This window comes from Streptomyces sp. NBC_01716 (genome assembly GCF_036248275.1).
Lineage (GTDB): Bacteria > Actinomycetota > Actinomycetes > Streptomycetales > Streptomycetaceae > Streptomyces.
In genome coordinates this window covers 8,608,970-8,628,414 of record NZ_CP109181.1, presented here as the reverse complement: position 1 = coordinate 8,628,414, position 19,445 = coordinate 8,608,970, and the positions used below count along the sequence as shown (strand labels likewise).

The window sequence follows — 19,445 nt, the reverse complement described above, 5'->3', positions numbered from 1 at the left end:
TCATGTCCAACGCACGGCGCCGGTCCACCAGTTGTCCACCTCCCGCAGGACGGACAGCAGGTCCTCGTCCTCGGCGATGTCGAAGTGGAGTTGTGCGACGGCGTCAACGGCGGAGCGTGGGCCGGGGTAACGGCGCCCCACTTCCCCGCTGGTGGTGTACTCGACCGCACGGGGCAGCGGGCAGTGGGACGGCAACTGCCGCAGTACACCCGCCTGGGGTGGAAACCAGCCGTACCCGCCGCGAGTGTTGAGGCCGGTCCATAGGATGTCGTCAGCTCGGTCCGCCTGCCCCTTGAGGCCGGCGTGGTAGAGGTTGAGGCCAAAGGCGCGCTCGTGCATCTCGATGATTCCCGCGCCGCCGGCCCGGCAGGCAATCTCGCACAGGATGATCGTATCGTCGGTGCTGTGAAAGAACTCGGCGTGGAACGGTAGGACTTCTGATGCCGTGGGTAGTGCGGCCGTCACGGCGGCCGTGGCGTTCTGCAGACGGGCGAACAGCGGTTCGTCCGGGTGCAGCATCCCGCTGATGCAGGGTGCCGCTGAGTGATAGCTGCTCCATTGCGTGTGCAGGTAGCGGCATGGCCAGCTCTGGAGGACGGAGCCCCTGGCCACCAGGCCATTCACGTGGTAAACGTCGCCGTCGATCCACGACTCAGCGAGCATGACACCTCCGGGACCCCCCTGCCCCCACCGCCTGGCGGCCCTGGCGAGGTCGGTGTCGTTCTTGAGCACGGACATACCGATGGCCGCCGCCCCGTTGAGTTCCTTTAGGACCACGGGCAGTCCGTACGCGTCGGCGAACGCCGTCAGTTCGGCGGCGTCGTGGACAGTACGCATTGGGGCGGTGGGAAGTCCCGCCATGGCAGCCGCAGTCTTCATCACGTGCTTGTCGGTGTACGCGACGGCACTGGCCCTGTTCTGGCCGCGCAGGCCCAGACGTCCCCGCAGCTCCGCAGAGCGAACCAGATCGACCTCGGCGGTGGTGAGAATACGCTCAACGCCGTGTTCCTGGCACAACGATTCGACTAGGCGTTCCGTCGCCTTGCCGCCGTAGTCGTCAGTCACCTCGAAGGCCCGGAAGGAGTTGGCCATCCGATCGGTGTCGATGCCCCGCAGCGCGCTACGGTCGGTGACCACCACCAAGCCTTCCTTGGACCGGGGGAACCACTCGGCGAGATTCTCGATGATCGGCCGTCGGTTCATCACCAGGTACGTCAACGCGCACCTCGCGTCCTGGCAGTGCGTATCCCGTCCGTGGCCCTATCGGCGGACGTGAGGGTGGAGCGGACCGAGTCATCGCTGAAGCTGACCAGACCCGGATGGCCGAGGAGGCCGACGAACTCCGCGATCACCGACCCCACGGTGCCATCGGCGGATGAGGGTGCCACGTCGATCACACGGACGGTCTGCCCGCCCACCCGATACCGGACGGTCGCGCCACTCGGCTTGGTGGTGTACGCCCGTGTGTCCGTCCCTGGCCGAACCACGTCCGCCGCAACCGGGCCGGTGCCCAGGGGGATGGTGCCCGAGAAGGACGGATGGCGGGCGATGACGTCGCGGAACGTGGCCTGGACCGACTCGGGAGGGAGGTCGACAATCCCGGGCACGTTCTCCTGGACGGCGCGGTGAAAAAGATAGGTGGGGAACTCGGGCCAGCCAGGGCGGAATCCCAGACCGCCAGCGCCTCGCGGATTCAGCTCAGTGGCGAGGAAGCCCCGGTCGGTGAGTAGCCCGTCGACGGTGAAGATCCCGCGATAGCCGGTCAGTTCATCCAGTCGGCGGCCCGCGTCACGCGCGTAGGTCTCGATGGCGGCCTTCACCTGATCGGGAGGCCGCCACGAGGTGGACGTACCGCAGTAGCGGAACTCGCCGAAGCGCGGATCGCGGAGCATCGCTTCCTCGGCCGGCTCAAACACGGCGATGCCGGTGTCGAGCGCGAGGGCCTGGGTGCTGCATGGAACGCCCTCGACAAACTCGGCGATCCGTACCTGCCGAGTCCTGCCTGTGAACAACTTCAGTGCGGCATCAAATTCGGCGGAACTTCTCACCCAGCGGAGTCCCCTGCCGCCACCGCCGGGGACCCCCTGGCTGGAGTCGATGGCCATCACCACACCTCGACCGCCGTCGAGCGCTGTCGCTTGTTCGCGCAGCCCCGGATCGTCCACAGACATCACCACGTGGCGTGGTGAGGGGATACCAAGGTCCGCCCAGAGTCGCTCGATACGGACTTTGTCCTCCCACGCGACCCACTCGGGCCTGCGCCACCCGTGCACGGGTCGGCCGCAGAGGTGGGACATAGTGGTCCAGATGCTGCCGAGGACAACGCAGGACCGGGCCGGGTCGATGTCGTCCAACCATTCCCTCAGCATGTCTGGGGGGCTGCCCAGGAAGGGTTCGAACTCGTGCGGGGCGAGGTCGATACCGCGCTCGGCGCAACTCCAGGTGGGCACGCGTGGCTCCGGTGCCCGCCGCGGTCGGGTGACGACACCGACCAGGGTGGCGCCACACGCGGTGACCTCGTCGATGAGTAGTTGAGTGCTGTGAGTGAAATGGTTGGCCAGCAGGATCACCTGTCTGCCGCCCCAGTACCGGCGCAGTATGTCGACCGCCCCGGCCAGCATCCGGTAGTCGTCGATGAGTTCAGACATGGATCCCCTTCCGGGGCGTCAACGCGTCGAAGGCTTCTGCCAGTTGGTCGAGCGTCAGGGTGATGTGTGGTGTGGACAGCGGAGCTTCGGCGGTCAGCGCCCGCTCGCGCTGTGCGCTGTCGTCCCCGTACAGCAGACTGGTGGCGATCCGGAAGCGGAGGGCGCCGGGGTCGTCACCGAAGTGATGACCGCCGAGGACGGCCACGCCCAGGTTGTCGAGCAGGTGCCGCTGCAGTGACACCGAGTCCGTCACACCGTGCTCGTCCAAACTCTCGCGTACGGGTTCGAAGTCCGGATACAGGTAGAAGCCGCCCTGAGGGGCCCGGCAGCTCGCGCCCGCTGTGGTGACCAGAGTGTGTACGGCGCGGGTGACGGCGCCGTGCAGCCGCGCCCCGGCCAGGAAGTGTTCGGTGATCACCTTGGGCTCGTCGAAGGCGCGGGTGGCAACCTCCTGCATGGGGCCGGCCAGCGTGGACCAGACTTCACTGGCCACGGCGACCGTACGGGTGCGTAGGAGGTCGCCTCGCCTGCCAACGGGGAAGCGGGCGGCGCCGATCCGCCAGCCGCCGAGCCCCAGGCTCTTGCTCAGTCCGGTGCAGATGACGGTGCGTTCCGGGGCCTCCTCCGCCGGGCTGAGGAAGGGAAGGCCGGGGTCGTGGAGGATGTCGCGGTAGATCTCGTCCGAGACGATCAGCAGGTCTTCCTCCTCAGCCACGGCGCTCACCTGGCGGATCGCCTCGGGGGGCGGAAGGGTGCCGGTGGGGTTGTCGGGAAGGGTGAGCACGAGCAGCCGTGGGTTGCCGCCGCCCCTACGGGCGGTGCGGATACTCTCCCGTAGGGCCGAGGGGTCAGGGGCGCCGCCGTATTCCGCCGGCACCGGCACACGGTGGACATGCCGCCCGAACAGCCGGGCCTGTGGCTCGTATGTGACCCAGGACGGGCTCGGCAGCAGCACATCTCCATCGACGACGGCCATGAGACTCATGAGCAGCGGCTTGCTGCCCGGGGCGACGACGATCTGCTCGGGGCTGGTGGGAAGCCGACGCCGGTCGAAATAGCGGGCGAGGGAGGAGCGGACCCGCTCGTCGCCGGCGACGGGGCCGTATTCGGTTCGGCGGGCACCGGTGCTCAGCCAGTCCAATACCTCCGCCGGGACAGGTAACCGTGCCTCGCCGAAGGCGAGATGTATTAGAGGCTCGCCCGCGGCCCGACGCCGCGCGACGATTTCATTCAGCGCCAGATTCGGCGCAGCCTGAAGACTATCCGTCATGATTCCTCCCCGGCGGGTGCGTGCGAGCCTGACGGCACGGGGTCGGTGACGGCGGCGGCGAGGTCGGCCGGGGTGCCGGGAGCCGGCTGCAGTTCGTCCAGCCAGGCGGCGTCCGCCCGGTAGTGAGCCCGGAACGGCCTGCCTACCAGGGCCGGATCGCGGGCTTGGAGGAAACGGAGCTGAAAGAAACGGCCTTCAGGGCCTCGTTCGACACCGTCGACGACGACCTTGCCCGCCGTGGTGGACATGACGGGCCCACGGACGGTGCGAGCGAGCCCCGGCAGGTTCCGGTACGCCTCACTGAAGATGTCCGCCGCGCGCGCCAGCGACACCTTGAAGTAGTCACGCGGTCCGGTGTCACGCGCGACGAACATGTAGTACGGAGCCGCGCCCACCGCAAGCTCGGTCCGCCACATCCGCTCCCACACCCCGGCGTCGTCATTGACGTGGGCGATCAGCGGCGCCTGGCAGTAGACGACGGCCCCGGTCTCTCGGATCCGTGCGAGCGCCCGCCGGGCGACGTCGGGGGCGAGTTCGCAGCTGTGGCTGAAGTGGGCCATGATCGCCAGTGTGCGACCCGAGCGCACCACCTGCTCGAATAGCTTCAAGGTGCCGTCCGCGTCCACGTCTGTGACGAAGCGGTGCGGCCAGTACGCCACCGACTTGGTCCCGATCCTGATGGTGCGCACCCCAGCCACGTCAAGCAGCGGTTCCAGATGCTCGCGCAGCCTGCTCGCGGACATCACCATCGGATCGCCGCCTGTCACCAGGACGTCGCTCACTTCGGGGTGCTGCCTCAGATAGCTGACGGCTCGGTGTGGGCTGGACGCGGCGAAGCGCAGGTCCGCCTCCCCGACGAACTGCGCCCAGCGGAAACAGTAAGTGCAGTATGCGTGGCAGGTCTGGCCGCTGGAGGGAAAGTACAGAAGGGTTTCGCGGTACTTGTGCTGGGTCCCCGGCAGCGCGCCGCGCTCGTCGTGGGGCACGTTCAGCTCGGCCTGGTGCCCGGGGTGCGGGTTGAGCTGGGCCCGGATGCCGGCGACCAGCATGGCCAGCGACCGTCGGTCGGCCCGTCGGCGTTCCTCGGTGAGCCGGGCCTCATCGGCCGGCGAGAGCATTCCCGGCTGAGGGAAGACCAGTTGGAAAACCGGGTCGTCCGGAACATTGTCCCAGTCGATGAGGTTGCGCAGGACGTACTCGTTGACCCGGAAGGGCAGCACCAGCGAAACCAGCCGTACGGCTTCCAACGTGTCCCCGGTCAGTCCGAACCGCTTGGCGATCTGGTCGAGCTGATGGGTGCCGTAGGCCTGGAATCGTCCTGCGCTGTCGGTATCCGGTCGGGTGGCGGTGGGGACTGTGTGGTTCACGCGTGCTCCAGAGGCTATTGGACTGGTCGTGCGGGCGGTCACCGCCAGTAGTGGACGAGGACGCTTCGGCGCAGGCCTGACCGGGGGGCCCGCACGGGGAGAACTTGATGCCAGGAGCCTTCAGAACGGACAAGGAGAGCAGCGGTGTTGAGGCGTGGCTCGATCCGGGCGGCCTCGTCGTGTGGGTCATCCGTGCGCAGGATGCTCAGTTCTCCGCCGTCTTCTGGTGACCAGTCCGGTTCCAGGTAGAGAATGACGGACAGCATCTTGTCCGACCGGTCGGTGTGCGGGCCGAGGAAGCAGCCGGTGCTGTAGGCGGAGGCCCGGACCTCCAGGGAGGTCTCCGTCAGGGGCAGTTCGGTCGCTGTAACCAACGCTCCGGTGAAGGAGGGGGAAAGCAGCTCGCCGACCAGATCCTGCCACCTGGCGTCCAATCGGTGCACGGCGTCCAAGCGCTCTCCGCCCTCGACCAGCGGGCAGGAGAGCATTCGGTATGCCTTGTTCGCCGCCGGCTTCGACTCGCGCATCCGGGCCTGTCCGATCGGGAAGGACGCGGCCACTTCGCGTGCAGCCTCCTCGGTGGCGAAGACTTGCCCGACGTTGCCCCAGCTGTAGGGCAGCGTGCGCAATGTGGCCGATTCGAATGCGGCGAGATTCAGCATGTGGCGTCCCTCCCCGGGGAGTTGCCGAGTTCGGCGAGGAGCATTTTCATGTCGGCCCTGGTACGCAGCTCGACGACGGCGATGTCCGGGTGAGCCTTGAAAGCCGCTGCCATGCCGGGCAAGGAGCGGTGCCGGAAGGAGAGGATGAAGCGGGAGAAGGCCAGTGGCCGGTCGGCCAAAGCGCGTCCGCCATCGTCGCGGCGCATGTAGTGCGGCAGCGCCTCGGGCGGGGTCCGGGCGTATCTCAGCAGCCGCCGCATGTAGGACGCCAGGCACAGGATGGGCGCTCTGTTCAGGACGATGACGGCATCGGCGTGCGGCAGCCTTCTTTCCAGGGTGTCGGCGTGATTACCGTCGATGATCCATTCGACGGCCGCGCACAGGGTGTCCACCGTCCGGTGCCATTCGGGTGTGGGGCGCGGGCGCCAGGCGACGGTGAAGTAGAGGTTGTCGAGATGGTGGACCGGAAGCGTCAGGACGGCAGACAGACACGTGGCGAATGTCGTCTTGCCCGAGCCGGGAGAGCCGATGACCAGGACGCGGCGGGCGTCGGCCAGGACACTGTAGGCCGTCGGCCCGGCGCTGGTTTCACGAGGAGTCAGCACGCCTGGTGCCTCCCCCGCACGTCGTGGACGGTCTCCCGCAAGGACCTCAGCAGACGCTCGGTGGTGGCCAGGTCGGCGGTGGAGATCCGGATGTGCTCGGGTAGTCCGAACCGTTCGAGGTGGCGGATCGCGAATCCTCGCCTGGCCAGTCCTTCGACTGTGTGGGCGGCGCTCCGCCGGTCCGGGCAGCGCACCGGCACGAAGTTTCCCCATGATGTCTCGGCCCTGCCTCCGACGAGGTCGGGCACCTCCTCGCGCAACCGAGTCCGGGAGGAATCCAGTTCGGCATGAATGGCGCGGAATTCCTCTCGCCGAAGAGCGAGTTCGGCTGCCACTTGGAGGGAAGGGCCGCTGACCGGGTTGGAGACGTTCCACCGCTGAATGTGGTCGGCGACCTCGGCGCTGCCGCACACGCATACGGCCAAGCGCGCGCCAGCGAGTCCGTGCCCCTTGCTGAAGGACTGCACGACCAAGACATGGGACCAGTCCACCGCGCGGCGCAGCACGGTCTCTGGTGCGAAGGCGCCGTATGCCTCGTCAATCAGGAGCAGACAGCGCCGCTCGGCGCACGCATCGACGAGGGTGGTCAGTTCGTCGGTCGACCACCAAGCGCCGGTGGGACCATTGGGGTTCGACACGGTCACGAGGCTGCCGGGGGGAGTACGCGCAACCGCGCCGAGGAGAGTGTCGAGAGGGAAGCCGGTTCCCGGCCGGTAATCGACACCTCGCACAGTGAGCCCCGCCAGTTCCGCGTACGGGAAGATCTGCTGATAGTTGGGAAGCTGGGTAAGCAGGTGGGTGCCGCGGCGAGCGAGCGCACGGAAAACGGCCAGGTAGGTCTGGTCGGAGCCCGCGGTGAACAGCAGCCGTTCGGCAGGCACGCCCACGATCTCGGCGAACCGCGACCGTTCGTACGCGTAGTCGGGGTAGGAGTTCCAGTGGGCGGAACCCAGTTTGCGGACCGCTTTGACGATCAGTTCCTCGACCCGTGGGTGGTGCATCTCGTTGTTCGCGAGATTGACGGTACCGCCGGCCCGGTGCCGCCACTGCGCGCGTACGCCGGTGGTGGTGCCGAGGAACAGCTCATCGATCCAGTCCGGCGCCCGGCCCTCGTGGTGTCGGGACAGCCCGGCGGTGGGAGGCGGGGCAGTCATTTCGGCGTCCTCCGAGGGATCTTCTCGGAGACGGGGGTGATCGGCGCGAGCGGGTCGAACAGGACGCGGTAGTAGTGTTCGGCGTCCGGTGGGCACTGGTCGGGCTGAAAGAGCTGGCGGTTGAAGGAAGCGATCGACGCCTCATCCATGGCCGCGCTCATCCGCCCGAAGTCGGTGTAGATCGTGGGCCTGACCCGCCCGTTGACCTCGCGTACGGCCTTGATGGTGTTCTCCACCCCTTCGGTGGACGTGCCGGGGAGGCCGAGAATGACAAAACAGTTCAGCTCGACGCCGGCCTTCTCGCATGCCTCCGCCGTGGTCCGGAAGCGCTCCTGCTCGATGTGTTTGGCGCGCGGCAGGGCGGCATGTCCTGAGGATTCCAGTGTTTCGAGACCTACGCTGATGCGTACGCAGCCCGTCTCGCCCATCCTGCCCACCAGCTCATCGCTGAGGTGATGCAGGGTCGTGGTGCACTTCCACGGCAGACCGATCGCGGACTTTTCGTACGCGTCGCAGAAGTCGAAGGACCAGGCTCGACGCAGGGTGAACGTCGGGGCGTACATCGACACGTACTCAAAGTCGAGTTCCCGAGTCGCACTCTCAATGAACTCGATGAGCCGGTCGATCGGCTGGCGCCGCTCGGTCCTGCCCTCGCGGCCGGGGATGTCGCAGAAGTCGCAGCCGACCGGGCAGCCGCGTGCGACGGGGACGACAAGCTCCCGCCGCTGGGGAATTCCACAGAAGCGGGCTGTGTCGTCGGCGTACATCTGCTCGTAGGCCCCGTAAGGGATCTCTGTCACGTCGGGAAGCGGCAGTTCGTCGGCGGAGAGCAGCCGGGGAGGAGCGACAGGGGCCCGCCATTGGCCCGCCACACGAGACCAGACGGATGCGGCGGTGTGCGCCTCGTCAGCCGCTGCCCGGACGAAGTCCTCGACACCCGTCTCCGGATCGCCCGCCCCGACGACTGCGTCGAGGTCGAACCGCTGGAAGAACTCGGGTAGTTGCGAACTCAGCCGGCCAAAGGTGACTATGTTCGCCCTCGGCGCCAGTTCCCTGGTGTACCGCACAGTGCGGTGCAGGGAGTCGATGGAGTCGAAGTCGTTGGCCAGAGCCACGACGTCATGCTGCTCCATCAGTAAGTCACCGAGTGCTTTCCAGGTGACGTTGAGGGCAGCCGCGTCGACGGCGCGGACGCTCGCGGACGGGAAGACGGTACGTAGATGACTGGCAACGTTGAAGACGGTCAGATGATGACCGGCGTTGAAGTAACTGGGCACCTGGGGCGGCCACAGTACGAGGATCTTCATGAGGGATGCCTCATCTCACAAGGCCACGTCTTCGACGTCGCCGACGCGGTGGGTGGGTTGCGCCCCGGATCGGTCTTCCGTACGGGCTGGACACTGCTGGCAGGCTGCCCGGACGCCGATGCCCAACTGGCCCCCAGACGCTGGTCCGTGGATCTGCGCAGCAGCCCCGAGCGGGAGCTGTTGACGGAGGGCGCCAGGCGGCGACTGGCTCATGTGCCCGTCGACATGCCGGGCGTCGCGGCCCGGCTGAGGGGCCGTCCCACGTCCGACAACTACGTGTCGCTGTACCAGGACATGGCCCGGAGCTGCGGCACGGAGATCGCCGCGGTCATCAGAGTCACGGCGGACCGACTGTCTCAGGGCGTCGTCTTGGGCTGCTCGCTGGGCAAGGACCGAACGGGGGTGGTAGTCGCGCTTCTCCTGAAGCTGCTCGGCCTGCCGGTACGCGACATCCTCACCGCCGACACCGCAGCACTGGAGACGGCAAGCGGTTGCACCCCCGCCGTTGACGCGTACGCGCGGCAGCGAGGCATCAACGGGGCCGAGTTGATCCGCCGTATGAGGCTGGGAACTCCCGCCCTTGAGCCGCTGTTGGTGATGGTGGACGAGCGTTACGGCGGTGTTGAGCCGTACCTGCGGGAGCACGGTGTCTCCGGTACGGATACGACGACTCTTCGGCGGGGCCTGCTCGTATGACTGCTGAACCGCGGTCCGGCCCTCGGTGCCACCGGTCCCGGTCACGCGATGCATTTCGCATCTTCCGGAACGAGCTCGATACGGGCTCCGACGGCGGCCAACCGGGGCAGCAAAGCTTCGTACCCGCGTATGAGGTGGTCGAGACCGCCCACCATGCTGGAGCCCTCGGTCGCGAGGGCCGCCGCGAGACAGACGGCGGTGCTGCGGGTGTCCGTGGGGCGCAGCACGACATCCGCCGGGCGCAGCACACTGGGGTCGATGGTGAGCTTACGCCCGGTCACTTCCATTCGCGCGCCCATGAGGCGCAGCGAGTCGGCATACGAGTAACGGCCCGCCCAGACCCGGTCCTCCACCACCGACCGGCTGTCGGCCTGTAACAGCACGACGGCGAGCAGGGGCGCGATGTCGGTCGAGATGCCCGTCGACTCGGCCACCAGTTCCGTGCCCTCGTACCGCTGCTTTGCCGGACCGACGGTGACGGTGTCCTCGTTGAAGACGGGCTCTATTCCCAGGGTGCTGAGGAAGTTCAGCTCGCGATGGATGGAGGTGAAAACGTGAGCCGGATCGCCACAGTCGATGGTGAGCGTGGAGCCGGTCATCGCCGCGAACGACTGCCAGGTCATCATCTCCACCGGATCCGGCAGCAGTCGGTGAGTAGCGGCGGTCAGCGCCGTACCGCCGTGCACCACCCAGCCGCCGTCCTGTTGGTCGATACGGATCCCAAGAGCCCGCAGCATGGTGATCAGTTCATGTGATGCCTCCTTCTCGTGGGGGTGCAGGATGAGGCTCGAACCGGGGGCCGCGGCCGCCATCAACAGGGCGGTCTTCGTCGCTCCCGAGACGTAGGGACCCGCCGGCCTTGTGGGATCTTGCGACCAGCGCAGGATGTCCACGGTCGCGGGGCGCAGTCTCGGTGTCCAGGCATGCAGGAGTCCGTCGCGTCGCTCCCACTGGGCGCCGAAGGCCTCTGAGACTTCCAGCATGTGCTTCACGGGGCGGGTATAGCCCCATTCGAATGAGCCGAGGCTGTCGCCCCCAGATCCGCTGAATGTGACGCTGCCTCTGTTGGCCAGGACGGCGGGCAGCAGGTAGACCGAACCATGGATGACCCCGGTGGCCGCAGCAGGGAGGTTCGATGATGTGATGTCGCCCCTGATACTGACGGTGTCGTTCTCGCACTCGGCGTGTCCGCCGAGCAGCTTGAGCGTGTGCGCCAGTACGTCGCGCTCGGACAACCAGGGAGTGTTGGTCAGGGTCAGCTCGGCGCCGAGTGCCACGCCAGCAGCGAAGCCGAGGACCATGCTGTGTTTGTTGCCCGGTACGGTGACACGGCCTCGCAATGTGTGGCCGCCTTCGACGACTGCTGTCGTCCCGGCCCGGTAGTCGGCGGGAACACTCATAAAGCCTCTCGTCTGTGGGGCGGCCGTGCCGGACCGCGATGGGGGCGTGCAGCGCTTTAGCCCGGCGCCGGCACCTGGGGGCGTATGAGGAGAGTTCTGGTGGCCTGTCGAGCCGGAACCGCCGGACTGCCGCGACACACATTGAATTCCGTGTGGTGCTGTGTAGCTTGCTCGATGCGACAGCCGAGAAGAGAACGGTCGAGCAGCGCGGAATTAGTTGTGCATGGATCGTCCCGGGGGCCACGCCATCAGCTATGCAGACGTGCGCTGTGTCTTCGGGCTGATCACAGGACCTCTCCCAATACTTCGTCCACCGAATGTCCGCGTGTGATCTTGCGGGAGCCTCGATATTCTTCGGCGCGAATTTGTGACTCATTCGATGGCGGCACCCTCGCGGAGTCACGCCGGTATCATCTACCAACTAAACCTGTTCACTCGAAAAGGTGCGTCGATGGAAGGGTGCGCCATGCTTCCTGTTAGCTCCCGCCAGAGCGCCGGCTTGCAGAGACTGAATATCCGGCTTGGGCCTCCGTCTCTGAATGCCAGACGCGGTGCGGAATCTCACTGCCCCCGCACAGGGGATTCTGTTCGCCTTGAGACTGCACTCAGATTTTAATGACACGGCCAGGGCAACGTCGAGAACCAGAAACCAGTTCCCGAGAAATAAGAACGTGCCAGCCGACGGTGACATTAATACGTTCGTCCAGAATCTGTGAAGGGGAGCGAGACGGAGCGCGGCGATGAACCAGGGGCAGCCTCGGCAGACTCGCTGACCGGTGTTGCCGAAATGCTCGCCACGGCAAGCTCCTCGTCGGGCAGGCCACAGCTGGGGGCCGTCAATCGGACCGCTGGCCGCCGCCCTCCAGCCAGAACTCCAGCTGTACGGTGATGCGTTTGACCTCGTCGCCGGCGGTCACCTCGGACACCGAGTGCCAGGACTTCTCGCTGGGCGGGAAGGCGAGAAATTGACCAGCACGTGGAGAGATACGACGCGCGGGCTCTTCCACAGGGTCCGGAGAATTCCGCACCTCGTACTGGCCGCCGCCATCCTCGGGCCAGTACGGCGTGAGGTAGAGGATGGCTGTCAGCGCCTTGTCGGTCTTGTCCTTGTGGACCGATATGAAGTCACCAGGGTCGTGAATGTAAATCCCGATCTCGGCTGCGAGATGCCGCAGCTTGATACCCGTCCCGCGTTCGAGCCAACCAACGAACTTGTCCCCACGCAACTCCTCAAGCAGTTGCTCCCACTGCGGGGAAAGCGAGTCGGTAACTGCCGGAATCTTTTCTCCACCCTTCTGTAACGAAAGCAGATTCATTGCGTACTGCTTGTCATGGTTCGGATCTGTTACCACCACCCGCTTGTATCCGTCCCTCGGCGCGTTCTCGTAGAGGGACTGCACACTTTCCACCGCGAGAGCATTCTGCGCGAGATGGATAGCGAAAGGATCAGTGATGTGCTCGAACTCCGCCTGCGTATTGAGCATCCGTACACCCTCCTAGGGGTAGTCACTTGAAGGTCATAAACACCCTTACATGCGTGACGGAACGACGTCAACGGTGCGTGTACGGATTGCCGAATCGTTGGGGCATGCGTACCTTGACTGCCAGTGGAGCGAGCATCTCAAGATCCATTCTGATCCACTTATCGATGGCTTGAAATGTGACTGGACTTGGCCCGAGGCATCTGATCTTCGTTACTTTCTTATCCGTTGCCCGGTCACCCGGATGAAGAGAAGTCCGCCCTGCTTCTATGCCCTATGAGGAAGGATTCGATGAGTCAGTTTTCAGTCAGCGGCAGTGGCGTCCCGCCCGATGTCATCGGCATGGGCATCGGTAGGGGTTTCGGCCCTCCGGGGATCTCTCCGGCTGCCGCGCCACATAGGAAGCCTCCCCAGCTCAGATACCTGCCCCTGGAGACAAGACTGTAGGTCGAGGGGCAAGCAGGCACGCAGATGCCCCAGCACGGACACCGAGAACCACTCGGTGCGGTATCTGGCCACACTGCGTGACCTGCAGAACCGGTTTGCCGCTATCGGCCCTCCACCCGAGCACGGCCAACTGCCGGCCTACTTGAATCTCCCCGTCCACGTCGCACCGCGCGGGGCTTCACGCCGTGCGTCCGTCCACCGAGGGGCTGAAAGAACTCGGTGGCACGGCGCAATTCTGGCACGCGACGGTGGACGCGTCCGGTACGGCCAGGCCGACGCTCCACTACGTGGTCACCGCTGCTGGGCGGCATCTCTGACTGGCTCAGGTGACCGTGCGCCTCATTGCCGACGGCGGAGCGTTCGAGCGCTCCGCGAGCACGAGGGCTGCTACTGAACCATGACGGCTGACGATCACCGAGAAGCCGGCCAACCACTGCCGGCGGTCAGAAGGGAAGTCCCGCTCCTTGTCTCCCTACTTCCTGCTCACCGAGAACACCCTCCACGCCGCCTATCTGGTCACCGACTGGCTTGCCGAGTTCGGCACCAAAGAGAGCTTCCATGGGGTTGTCCTACGGGACGATCCACTGCCGAAGGCCGTCAGGATAGCCCGGGACAACTTCCACCGGACGTATCAGGGCGAACGGTCTCTGGATGAGGGCGCGTGGGAGCGTCTGTACCAGCTGTATCCCGATCTGAGCGAGACCGAACGGACCATGATCAGGGACTTCGGAGTCCCAAGACATACGGTGACCCAGGATCCGGACACTGTTTTCCTGGGCAGGAATCTCAACAGTGAGGCTGCCAGGAAGTGGCTCGACACGCAGTGCGCAGGTCCGAGTAGACCGTTCCTCTTCGTGTTCCTCGACAGGATCCTGGCTCCGTGGTGGATTGAGATGACGGAATCCCGCATCATCAACGCCCATTCCGCTGTGCTGCCCCACGCCAGAGGGACCTTCGCGATAGAGCAGACCGCGCTTCTGCAGGACCCCACGCTGTTCCGAGCCGCCGCCGGAGCGACGGCCCACTTCGTCGACACCGGGGTCGATACCGGGCCCGTAGTGCGCGCCGTGACGTTCACTGATCCGTTCACCTTCGAATCCATCTGGAGCTGCAAGGGGCACTCCTTCATGCTGGCCTTCAACGTCCTGAGGGCAGTGGCGCACGACATGACTGAAGGCCGCGACACCACATACGCGGGTGTCGTCCCCGCACCATCTCCGCACGGCTCCCCCGAGTTCAGGCGCGACGCCTTCACACCGGAACGGCAGGCCGCCTCGGAAGCCGCCTACGCAGCCATGCGAGCTGCCGCACAGAAATCGGCTCCGTCCGGGGCCAGGAAGAATCCGATCGGGTCATCGTGATAGCCAATGAAATCTACGAAATCGTGCCCGACGACCTGTTCCTCCGATTTGACGAACTAGCTCCCAGAAGCTCTGTCTACCTCAAGGTCGAAGGCCTCAACGCTGCTGGGTCGGTAAAGCTTAAGACCGCTGTCGCCCTGGTAGCGGAAGCTGAGGCGTCCGGGTGGTTTCCGCCCGGCCGCCTGATCGAGTCGACGTCCGGCAACCTCGGCGTGGCCCTGGCGGTGGTGTGCGCCGCAAAGGGGTATCCCCTGACCTGTGTCACCGACCCCAACACGAATGCCCAGTCGGTACGGATCATGGAAGCCTTGGGTGTCGAGATCGTCGTCATCAATACGGTGGACGAGAACGGCGGATTTCTCCAGTCTCGCGTCAGGTATATACGCCGGCGTCTCGCACGCGAGCCCGGTCTGTACTGGCCGAACCAGTACGCCAGCGCGGCTGGCCCACGGGTCCACCGGGACCGTACAGCTCAATCAATATTCGGGGAACTCGGCCACGTCGACTATGTCTTCATCGGCGCGGGGACGACCGGAACGCTGATGGGCTGCGCGGATTTTGTCCGGGAGCACAGCCTGACCACCCGGATCATCGCGGTCGATATTGTGGGTTCGGTGACATTCGGCGGTCCCGCCACCCGGCGCCATATCCCAGGACTCGGCACCAGCAGACGGCCGGAAATCCTCAACGAAGAGAAGATCGACAAAGTAATTCACGTGACCGAATCCGAGACCATCGCCATGTGTAGGAGGATCGCTGCCCAACGCGGGATCCTTCTCGGCGGATCGAGCGGCACCGTACTTGCCGCCGTACAGAGCATGGCCAAGGAACTCCCGCTCGGCAGCATCATTGTGGCTATCTCCCCAGATCTCGGGGACCGTTATCTCGAAACGATCTACAACGACACGTGGGTGGCTGAGCGATGGCCGCAAACACTGTTGGTTCCGCGAGTCTCCGACGGTCCGAAGAAGTAAGCGAAGGAGAGTCAGAAACTGTGCAGCGTTTTGACATCATCACCGGCGGAACGGCACGAGATATCCTGGAGAGTAACAGAGAAAAGGTTCTCGATATCGTAAGAAACACGTACCTGCACCACAGTGCGGGGGAGGCCGTCAATCCGGACAGCCACTTTCTACGCTTTCCCGGGAATTCAGATTCCCGCATCATCGCACTCCCCGCTCATCTCGGTGCCAACGTGCGGTTTGCCGGTCTCAAATGGATCGCCAGCTTCCCAGAGAACACGAAATCTGGGATACCTCGGGCATCGGCCGTGCTCATCCTCAACGACTACGAGACGGGCTATCCCGTAGCCTGTATCGAGGCCGCGACCATCAGTTCGGCACGTACGGCCGCATCGGCGGCGCTGGCGGCGCGCGCCCTGCGTCCCGGCGGGTACGGGGGGACGAGGATCGCGGTCGTGGGTGCCGGGGTGATCGCCCGGAACATCGCCAACTACCTTCATACAGCCGGCTGTACGCCGGACTCCTACGTGGTTCACGACCTGGACGAGTTTTCTGGCAACGCCCTCGCCGACCATATCGACCAGACGCAGGGCGTCCCCGTCGATTTCACCGCCGACCGTGCAGCCGCGCTGGAGGCCGAGACGATCGTGTTCGCCACCACGGCACTTCAGCCCTACGTTGCCAAGCCGTTCGAAGCCGGCCAACTCGTCCTGAACATCTCGCTACGAGACCTCGAACCACGGGTGATACTCGCAGCGCAGAACATCCTCGACGACGTCGGTCACTGCCTGAAGGCCAGTACCTCTCCCCACCTCGCAGAGCAGGCGTCAGGCAGCCGTGACTTCGTCACCGGCACGCTTGCCGACGTCCTCAACAACTTGGTGACCCTCGACCCGGGCCGCCCCGTTGTCTTTTCGCCGTTCGGGCTCGGGGTCCTCGATCTGGCGGTAGGTGTCTTCATCCTCCATGAGGCTCACGAGTCTGAAAGCTCCCTACGAATCCCAGACTTCTTCGGCGAGACCGAGCGGTGGTGAGGCGCCTCACGAATCCGACACTCAGGGTCCGGTGATATGATTGGCGCGATCTTTTCATGCGGCGGGCGCGACCGACAACAACTGCCGCGCTATCCTCGTGTTTCCAGCCGTCCATCAATGCGGTATCACGTCGGCACCAGTTCGAGGAGCAGGTGGGGATGTTTGATGGTTCGGGTAGCGGACTGCGAACGAGCTCGCTCGATGAACGTGTGCCCGGTCCGTTCGGCGAAGTTACGAAGCAGACTGACGTTTCCATGCCCGCTGAATCCGATCAGCAGACGCCCACCGCGTGTCAGATGATTCGGTCCCTCTTCTACGTATCGCCGATGACTTTCGTACCCAGGATCGAAGAATGCTTTCTCGAACTCGGACTGGTGCGTGTAGTCGGACGGCATCTCGATTCCGTTGGAGTTCCAGAAAATACAGTCGAACCTCTCGTTGACTCTGACAGCACTGAATAGGTCCCCGTGGCGTACGCTTACCTTTTCGTCCACACCGTGCCGGGCTATGTTGATCCCAGTATTGCGGACCGCCTGCGGATTGATGTCGGACGCAACCACCGCGTCACAACCTGATATGGCTGCAGTGACAGCAGTAACACCCGCGCCGCAGCCGATCTCCAGGAATTTTCCGCCAGCTGGCGGGTAGATGTCTTGGTAAGTAAAAAATTCAGTGGATGAGAAGGAGCCCGACGGATATACGTTCGGCAAGATTGACCACTCCTTCCCGAGGAGGGAAAACACATTTTCCCGGTCGATGGCAAATCGGCGTATATTGTTCCGCGTGATCGCTTCGATGGAGATGGGTTCCGGCATGATGATACATCTCCTTCCGTTCATGCCCGAGATAACGGTTCCTCACGTTAACCCGTTGCTCCTGTGATTCTGTAGTGTAAATCGAGACTTATATGGCTGGTGCCCTCGGGTGCTGGACGCCGTTACCCATCGCCTGATGACTCCGAGAGGGCGCACGGAAACCGGGAAGCCGCTCCCCCACCGAAGCCGACGACGCTCGCCTCGGCGGCCTCGAAACGAGCGGATCGGTAGGCCGCGTCAGGTGGTACGTCTCCGTCCTTGTCAGGTGCAGAACTTCTCACTCCGTCCATTGCAGTTCCTCAACTACCTGAATCCGCTGTGCTGCTTCGCCATGACGAACACGAGGCGCGGATGATGGCCGAAGGGCTTTTTCCAGGTCGCGGTTGCGTACCGCTTCTCGGAGTGCGCAAGGGCCAGCACGCCGTTGACGTCCACGGTCACCTGCCCGTCCGCGGCCGGAGCGTGGGCCCCGGCCAGCTCCCAGACCCGCGTTCGTATTCAGGACATGTGGCCCGGATCGCAGCGAGAGCCTTCAGGCCGGACGCGGCAAGAGCGGCGACGAGACGGGGGCCCGTCGGATCGGAGGCCACCGGGCCGAACACCCCCGCTTCCGCCCGCAGCATGCCGACATCAGCCAGGCGGCCCCCCGTCGAGTGCCACAGCAAAATCTTGCCCGGATCCTGCACGGCCCACGGCTTGGATCACGGCGTAAGTGCCGCCGATACTGCGGTGTCCGGCGGACTTGTGGACGGTATCGACCAGCAACGCCGAGCCGGCCTGGGCAACCACCCCGCGACCGCCGCCATCGATACGGACACGTGGGCAGGACCCGCGTTTCTTTCACCTGGAGAGGGTCTCTCCGCTACCACGCACAGGACCCTCAGTAAGTCCTATCGTTGCAGCTCAGAGCCACTCTCTGCTTCTCGCCCACCTGCCGGACAGCACCCCTCAAGAAGGCACGAGGCTAAGGGCTTGCAGATCATCAAGGTATTGCTTCCCGTCCCATGGCTCGTTGTATGCGCATCCCGGATAAGCTCTATGCCCAACTCGCCACGAAGTTCGCGGTTGTTGTTCCCGCATCTGGATGAGCGGCAACGACGGCTGCTGATGGCCACAGAGGCCCGTGTTCTGGGACACCGTGGTGTCCGGGCCGTGGCGCGTGCGGCCTCGGTCAGTTAGACCACGGTCCGCAAGGGCATGTCCGAGCTGGAGGCCAGCGAGGAGCCTCTGAGGCGGGTGCGGCGGCCGGGCGGAGGCCGCAAGAGGGTCGCAGATCTCGATCCGGGGCTGCAGCCGACACTGCTGGCGCTGGTCGAGCCGGACGAGCGAGGCGATCCGATGTCGCCGCTGCGGTGGACGGTGAAGTCGACCCGCACGCTGGCGCGGGAGCTGCCCCGGACCGGACACAAAGTCAGTGCGGACACCGTCGCCGACCTGCTGCGGGAGGAAGGCTTCATCTGCAGGCCAACACCAAGACCATCGAGGGAAGCCAACATCCGGACCCGGATGCCCAGTTCCGCTACCTCAACGAGCAGGCTCGCGATCACCGGGACGCCGGCCAGCCGGTGATCAGCGTGGACGCCAAGAAGAAAGAGCTCGTCGGTGAGTTCAAGAACAACAGCCTCCAGTGGCGGCCTGCGGCTGATCCGGTGCCGGTGAACGTCCATGACTTCGCCGACCCCCAGCTGGGCAAGGCCGCCCCGTAAGGGATCTACGATTTCGCGGCGAACGCCGGCTGGGTCAACGTGGGCACCGATCACGAGACCGCCGCGTTCACGGTGGAATCGATCCGCCGCTGGTGGTGCGGCCAGGGCCGGGCCGCCTACCCGCAGGCGACGCGACTGCTCATCACCGCCGACGCGGGCGGCTCGAACAGCTACCGCACCCGAGCCTGGAAGCTCGAACTCGCCCAGCTCGCGGCCGCAACAGGACTTACGATCACTGTGTGCCACCTGCCGCCGGGCACATCGAAGCGGAACAAGAGCGAGCACCGGCTCTTCTCGCACATCACGATGAACTGGCGCGGCCGCCCGCTGACCAGCCACGAAGTCATCGTCCAGTTCATCGCCGCGACCACCACCCGCACCGGACTGCGTGTCATGGCCGAGCTGGACACCAACGTCTACCCACCGGAGTCCAGATCGTCGACGCGGAGATGGCGTCCCTGCCACTGACCCGACACGCCCTCCACGGCGACTGGAACTATGCCCTCACCCCCAGCCGTGCCCCCGGGCTC

At 65.1% G+C, this 19,445-nt stretch carries 16 protein-coding genes and 2 pseudogenes; 6 read left to right on the top strand and 12 right to left on the bottom strand.

What is annotated here, in order from left to right:
• From OIE74_RS38340 to OIE74_RS38305, 8 genes are read right to left on the bottom strand one after another with little or no spacing between them, the layout of a single operon-like run.
• Window positions 1-1,218: an ATP-grasp domain-containing protein gene (locus OIE74_RS38340; RefSeq protein WP_329377049.1), complete on the bottom strand. Its 1,218-nt coding sequence runs from the start codon at window positions 1,216-1,218 to the stop codon at window positions 1-3.
• A complete protein-coding gene (locus OIE74_RS38335) occupies window positions 1,215-2,648 on the bottom strand; it encodes an ATP-grasp domain-containing protein (RefSeq protein WP_329377051.1) in 1,434 nt (477 codons plus the stop codon). The genes OIE74_RS38340 and OIE74_RS38335 overlap by 4 nt, the downstream gene beginning before the upstream one ends.
• A complete protein-coding gene (locus OIE74_RS38330) occupies window positions 2,641-3,918 on the bottom strand; it encodes a pyridoxal phosphate-dependent aminotransferase (protein WP_329377053.1) in 1,278 nt (425 codons plus the stop codon). Before OIE74_RS38330 ends, OIE74_RS38335 begins: the two co-directional genes overlap by 8 nt.
• Window positions 3,915-5,285: a KamA family radical SAM protein gene (locus tag OIE74_RS38325; protein ID WP_329377055.1), complete on the bottom strand. Its 1,371-nt coding sequence runs from the start codon at window positions 5,283-5,285 to the stop codon at window positions 3,915-3,917. The genes OIE74_RS38330 and OIE74_RS38325 overlap by 4 nt, the downstream gene beginning before the upstream one ends.
• A gap of 38 nt (window positions 5,286-5,323) precedes the next feature.
• Window positions 5,324-5,947 (bottom strand): 2OG-Fe(II) oxygenase, encoded by a 624-nt coding sequence (locus OIE74_RS38320; RefSeq protein ID WP_329377057.1) that lies wholly within the window; start codon window positions 5,945-5,947, stop codon window positions 5,324-5,326.
• Entirely contained in the window at window positions 5,941-6,552 is a 612-nt protein-coding gene (locus tag OIE74_RS38315; protein WP_329377058.1) for a hypothetical protein, read from the bottom strand. Before OIE74_RS38315 ends, OIE74_RS38320 begins: the two co-directional genes overlap by 7 nt.
• Window positions 6,546-7,706 carry a pyridoxal phosphate-dependent aminotransferase gene (locus tag OIE74_RS38310; RefSeq protein WP_329377060.1) on the bottom strand — a complete coding sequence of 387 codons (1,161 nt, stop codon included), beginning with the start codon at window positions 7,704-7,706 and terminating at the stop codon, window positions 6,546-6,548. The genes OIE74_RS38315 and OIE74_RS38310 overlap by 7 nt, the downstream gene beginning before the upstream one ends.
• Complete coding sequence (locus tag OIE74_RS38305; protein WP_329377062.1) at window positions 7,703-9,013, bottom strand: B12-binding domain-containing radical SAM protein; 1,311 nt, start codon at window positions 9,011-9,013, stop codon at window positions 7,703-7,705. The genes OIE74_RS38310 and OIE74_RS38305 overlap by 4 nt, the downstream gene beginning before the upstream one ends.
• Before the next feature lie 57 nt (window positions 9,014-9,070).
• Here OIE74_RS38305 and OIE74_RS38300 point away from each other — a divergent pair, with 57 nt between their 5' ends.
• Window positions 9,071-9,709, top strand: coding sequence for a tyrosine-protein phosphatase (locus OIE74_RS38300; RefSeq protein ID WP_329377064.1), 639 nt, complete (start codon window positions 9,071-9,073; stop codon window positions 9,707-9,709).
• Window positions 9,710-9,750: 41 nt separating this feature from the next.
• On the opposite strand, the gene OIE74_RS38295 is transcribed toward OIE74_RS38300, so the two are convergent.
• Together OIE74_RS38295 and OIE74_RS38290 are read right to left on the bottom strand one after the other, a co-directional pair.
• Window positions 9,751-11,109 (bottom strand): hypothetical protein, encoded by a 1,359-nt coding sequence (locus OIE74_RS38295; protein WP_329377066.1) that lies wholly within the window; start codon window positions 11,107-11,109, stop codon window positions 9,751-9,753.
• Window positions 11,110-11,945: 836 nt separating this feature from the next.
• The gene (locus tag OIE74_RS38290; RefSeq protein WP_329377068.1) at window positions 11,946-12,593 is read right to left on the bottom strand and encodes a 2OG-Fe(II) oxygenase; all 648 of its coding nucleotides are present in this window, start codon (window positions 12,591-12,593) and stop codon (window positions 11,946-11,948) included.
• A 629-nt stretch (window positions 12,594-13,222) separates the two neighbouring features.
• Between OIE74_RS38290 and OIE74_RS38285 the strand changes: the two genes are divergently transcribed.
• The 4 genes from OIE74_RS38285 to sbnB all read left to right on the top strand — a co-directional run bounded on the left by OIE74_RS38285 (window position 13,223) and on the right by sbnB (window position 16,394).
• On the top strand, window positions 13,223-13,354 hold the full coding sequence (locus OIE74_RS38285) for a hypothetical protein (protein WP_329377070.1): 132 nt from the start codon (window positions 13,223-13,225) through the stop codon (window positions 13,352-13,354).
• Window positions 13,355-13,501: 147 nt separating this feature from the next.
• On the top strand, window positions 13,502-14,398 hold the full coding sequence (locus OIE74_RS38280; RefSeq protein ID WP_329377072.1) for a formyltransferase family protein: 897 nt from the start codon (window positions 13,502-13,504) through the stop codon (window positions 14,396-14,398).
• On the top strand, window positions 14,395-15,372 hold the full coding sequence (gene sbnA / locus OIE74_RS38275) for a 2,3-diaminopropionate biosynthesis protein SbnA (protein WP_329377074.1): 978 nt from the start codon (window positions 14,395-14,397) through the stop codon (window positions 15,370-15,372). Before OIE74_RS38280 ends, sbnA begins: the two co-directional genes overlap by 4 nt.
• A 20-nt stretch (window positions 15,373-15,392) precedes the next feature.
• On the top strand, window positions 15,393-16,394 hold the full coding sequence (gene sbnB, locus OIE74_RS38270; protein WP_329377075.1) for a 2,3-diaminopropionate biosynthesis protein SbnB: 1,002 nt from the start codon (window positions 15,393-15,395) through the stop codon (window positions 16,392-16,394).
• A 125-nt stretch (window positions 16,395-16,519) separates the two neighbouring features.
• Here sbnB and OIE74_RS38265 read toward each other — a convergent pair whose 3' ends face one another.
• Together OIE74_RS38265 and OIE74_RS38775 are read right to left on the bottom strand one after the other, a co-directional pair.
• The gene (locus OIE74_RS38265; protein WP_329377077.1) at window positions 16,520-17,209 is read right to left on the bottom strand and encodes a class I SAM-dependent methyltransferase; all 690 of its coding nucleotides are present in this window, start codon (window positions 17,207-17,209) and stop codon (window positions 16,520-16,522) included.
• A 333-nt stretch (window positions 17,210-17,542) separates the two neighbouring features.
• Window positions 17,543-18,019, bottom strand: a pseudogene (locus tag OIE74_RS38775) (IS1380 family transposase); the annotation flags it as partial.
• A gap of 387 nt (window positions 18,020-18,406) precedes the next feature.
• Between OIE74_RS38775 and OIE74_RS38255 the strand changes: the two are divergent.
• Window positions 18,407-19,383: pseudogene (locus OIE74_RS38255) on the top strand (ISAzo13 family transposase).
• Window positions 19,384-19,445: the final 62 nt, after the last annotated feature.

Coding starts and splice junctions, on each gene's coding strand:
- OIE74_RS38335 (WP_329377051.1), bottom strand. CDS start 2,648: ATGTCTGAACTCATCGACGACTACCGGATGCTGGCCGGGGCGGTCGAC.
- OIE74_RS38330 (WP_329377053.1), bottom strand. CDS start 3,918: ATGACGGATAGTCTTCAGGCTGCGCCGAATCTGGCGCTGAATGAAATC.
- OIE74_RS38320 (WP_329377057.1), bottom strand. CDS start 5,947: ATGCTGAATCTCGCCGCATTCGAATCGGCCACATTGCGCACGCTGCCC.
- OIE74_RS38310 (WP_329377060.1), bottom strand. CDS start 7,706: ATGACTGCCCCGCCTCCCACCGCCGGGCTGTCCCGACACCACGAGGGC.
- OIE74_RS38305 (WP_329377062.1), bottom strand. CDS start 9,013: ATGAAGATCCTCGTACTGTGGCCGCCCCAGGTGCCCAGTTACTTCAAC.
- OIE74_RS38295 (WP_329377066.1), bottom strand. CDS start 11,109: ATGAGTGTTCCCGCCGACTACCGGGCCGGGACGACAGCAGTCGTCGAA.
- OIE74_RS38290 (WP_329377068.1), bottom strand. CDS start 12,593: ATGCTCAATACGCAGGCGGAGTTCGAGCACATCACTGATCCTTTCGCT.
- OIE74_RS38265 (WP_329377077.1), bottom strand. CDS start 17,209: ATGCCGGAACCCATCTCCATCGAAGCGATCACGCGGAACAATATACGC.